Origin of the sequence: Sulfuricurvum sp. (assembly GCF_041651515.1) — a bacterium.
Classification (GTDB): Bacteria; Campylobacterota; Campylobacteria; order Campylobacterales; family Sulfurimonadaceae; genus Sulfuricurvum.
The window spans coordinates 1-2769 of record NZ_JBAZJF010000021.1 but is presented as its reverse complement, the minus strand read 5'-3'; the positions used below and the strand labels follow the sequence as shown (position 1 = coordinate 2769).

At 43.9% G+C, this 2769-nt stretch carries 5 protein-coding genes and 2 pseudogenes; all 7 read left to right on the top strand.

Annotated features, from left to right (window positions below):
• Positions 1–79, top strand: a pseudogene (locus WC407_RS14935) (30S ribosomal protein S10); the annotation flags it as partial.
• A 10-nt stretch (positions 80–89) separates the two neighbouring features.
• Positions 90–665, top strand: a complete 576-nt coding sequence (gene rplC / locus WC407_RS14930; RefSeq protein WP_373023437.1) for a 50S ribosomal protein L3 — start codon at positions 90–92, stop codon at positions 663–665.
• Positions 662–1276, top strand: a complete 615-nt coding sequence (gene rplD / locus WC407_RS14925) for a 50S ribosomal protein L4 (protein ID WP_373023439.1) — start codon at positions 662–664, stop codon at positions 1274–1276. Before rplC ends, rplD begins: the two co-directional genes overlap by 4 nt.
• A gap of 1 nt (position 1277) precedes the next feature.
• Positions 1278–1559 carry a 50S ribosomal protein L23 gene (locus WC407_RS14920; protein WP_373023436.1) on the top strand — a complete coding sequence of 94 codons (282 nt, stop codon included), beginning with the start codon at positions 1278–1280 and terminating at the stop codon, positions 1557–1559.
• A 2-nt stretch (positions 1560–1561) separates the two neighbouring features.
• Positions 1562–2401 carry a 50S ribosomal protein L2 gene (gene rplB, locus WC407_RS14915; RefSeq protein WP_373023435.1) on the top strand — a complete coding sequence of 280 codons (840 nt, stop codon included), beginning with the start codon at positions 1562–1564 and terminating at the stop codon, positions 2399–2401.
• Positions 2402–2404: 3 nt separating this feature from the next.
• Positions 2405–2686, top strand: a complete 282-nt coding sequence (rpsS, locus tag WC407_RS14910; protein ID WP_015652597.1) for a 30S ribosomal protein S19 — start codon at positions 2405–2407, stop codon at positions 2684–2686.
• A 9-nt stretch (positions 2687–2695) separates the two neighbouring features.
• Positions 2696–2769: pseudogene (locus WC407_RS14905) on the top strand (50S ribosomal protein L22); the annotation flags it as partial.

The window sequence follows — 2769 nt, the reverse complement described above, 5'->3', positions numbered from 1 at the left end:
GCCAGATACAGTTGATTCGTTGATGAAGCTTGACTTGGCTCCGGAAGTGGACGTAGAAGTTCGCTCTATGGACAAGTAAGGAGTAGGGTGTGGAATACATTGTAGAAAAAATCGGCATGAGCCGAACGGTTGGCGTTCCGAGCAAAGTAGTTACTCTTTTAAAAGTAAAAGAAGTAAAAGTTTGTTCTGTGAACGAAGGTACTGCGCTTGTAGCGTATAGCCAAGGTAAAGCGGCCAACAAAGCGATTGAGGGTCAGCAAAAGAAATATAACCTTTCTGCTGAATTCAACAAATTCGCTACATTGGAAGTTGCTAATACTGAAGCAGGTGATCAGGATATGAGCCCTCTAGCAGATGCAAAAACTGTTAAGAGCGCATTCAATACCAAAGGTCGCGGTTTTACCGGCGTTATGAAACGTTGGAATTTTGCCGGCGGACCAGGCGCCCACGGTCACCGTTTTCACCGTACTGGTGGATCTATCGGTAACCGCGAATGGCCGGGTAAAGTTCAAAAAGGACGTAAAATGTCCGGACAATACGGTAACGAGCAAGTTACGGTAAAAAACGAAGTCATGTCATATGACGCACAAAACGGTGTATTGGTTGTCGTGGGTTCAATCCCAGGTGCAAACGGTGCGCTAGGTCGAGTAAAGGTTGTTAAATAATGAGCGCGATTGTACTGAACGAAAAATTCGAAAAAGCCTCTGAATTGGCATTGCCTGAGAGCTTTAGCGGTATCAACCCACATAACCTCTATTTGTACGTTAAGTCGTACCAAGCGAGTATCCGTTCTAACACGGCGTCTGTAAAAAGTCGCTCGACTATTAACGGTGGTGGTAAAAAACCATGGGCTCAAAAAGGTAAAGGTGGCGCACGTGCCGGTTCACGTCGTTCACCAATCTTTGTTGGCGGTGCGATTGCACACGGTCCAAACACGGGTCGTAACTATGATCAAAAGATCAACAAAAAGCAAAAGAAATTAGCACTTAAATGTGCATTGGATGCTTTGGCAACTGCAGGGAAATTGTTCATCGTTGATTCGATTGAAGTTCCAAGCGGTAAAACAAAAGACGCAAAAGCGTTGTTCAACACATTGAACGTACGTGACGCGTTATTGGTGAAAAAGATTCTCGATGAGAATACCTATCTTGCATTCCGCAACATTGCTTCTACGTACGTTGTAGAAGAGAATGAACTCAACGCCTTTTTGGCCGCGACATACCGTTCGGTAGTAATCGAAAAAGCGGTATGGGAAAATCTGACTAAAGAGAGCTAAGATGGCAGATATTACTGATATCAAATCGATCCTGTATACAGAGAAGACTCTTGGTCTTCAAGAAGAAGGTGTAATCGTAGTTCAAACGTCAACACGAATGACTAAGAATGCACTTAAAGAGGTGTTTAGAGAGTATTTCGGAATCGTTCCGGCTCGCGTTAACTCTTTGAACCAAAGCGGAAAAGTAAAACGTTTCCGTGGTCTTACTGGCAAGCAAAACGACTTTAAAAAGTTTTATGTGAAATTGCCAGAAGGCGCACAAATCGATAGTTTGGCGGTGTAATTATGGCAATCAAAACCTATAAACCAACCACACCGAGCCGACGTTTTATGACAAACGTTGACAACTCGGACATTACAGCGAAAGCGTCTGTTCGTTCATTGTTGACAAAACTTCCGGCACATGCAGGACGTAACAACAACGGTCGTATCACGTCACGTCATAAAGAAGCGGGAGCTAAAAAGCTTTACCGTATCATCGATTTCAAACGTAACAAATTCGGTATTGCCGGTACTGTTGCAGCGATCGAATATGATCCGTACCGTAACTGTCGTATCGCACTTATCAATTACGTTGATGGTGACAAACGTTATATTCTTCAACCAAAAGGCTTGATCGTTGGCGATACTGTCGCTGCTGCTGAGAGCGGTTTGGACATCAAAGCGGGTAACGCTATGAAATTGATGAATATCCCTGTGGGAACTACGGTTCACAATCTTGAGCTAAAACCGGGCAAAGGCGGACAAATCGTTCGTTCAGCGGGAACATCAGCTCAAATCATGGGTCGTGAAGGGAAGTATGTATCTGTACGTCTTCCATCAAGTGAAATGCGTTATGTTCTTGGTGAATGTATGGCGACTGTTGGTACTGTCGGTAACGAAGAGTTCATCAATATCGTTATTGGTAAAGCCGGTCGTTCACGTCACTTGGGTATCCGTCCTCAAACGCGTGGTTCTGCGATGAACCCTATCGATCACCCGCACGGTGGTGGTGAAGGTAAAACCAATTCAGGACGTCACCCGGTTACTCCATGGGGTAAACCGACTAAAGGTGCTAAAACACGTAAGAAGAAAGCAAGTGATAAACTTATTATTACTCGCCGTAAATCAAATCCGAAGAGGTAGATAATGGCTAGATCAGTAAAAAAAGGACCATTTGTTGATGGACACCTTATGAAAAAAGTGATTGCTGCCAAAGAGACGAAAAGCAACAAACCAATCAAAACTTGGTCACGCCGTAGTGTGATCTTGCCAGATATGATCGGTTTGACGTTTACCGTCCATAATGGCCGTCAGTTTGTACCGGTTTTCGTAACGGAAAACCATGTTGGTTACAAACTTGGTGAATTTTCACCAACACGTACGTTTAAGGGCCATAAAGGTTCTGTACAAAAGAAAATCGGGAAATAAGGAAGAGATATGGCAAGAGCACTATTAAAATTCGTTCGCGTATCTCCGACTAAATCTCGTTTGATCGCTCGCGAAGTTCAAGG

Coding starts and splice junctions, on each gene's coding strand:
- rpsS (WP_015652597.1), top strand. CDS start 2,405: ATGGCTAGATCAGTAAAAAAAGGACCATTTGTTGATGGACACCTTATG.
- WC407_RS14920 (WP_373023436.1), top strand. CDS start 1,278: ATGGCAGATATTACTGATATCAAATCGATCCTGTATACAGAGAAGACT.
- rplB (WP_373023435.1), top strand. CDS start 1,562: ATGGCAATCAAAACCTATAAACCAACCACACCGAGCCGACGTTTTATG.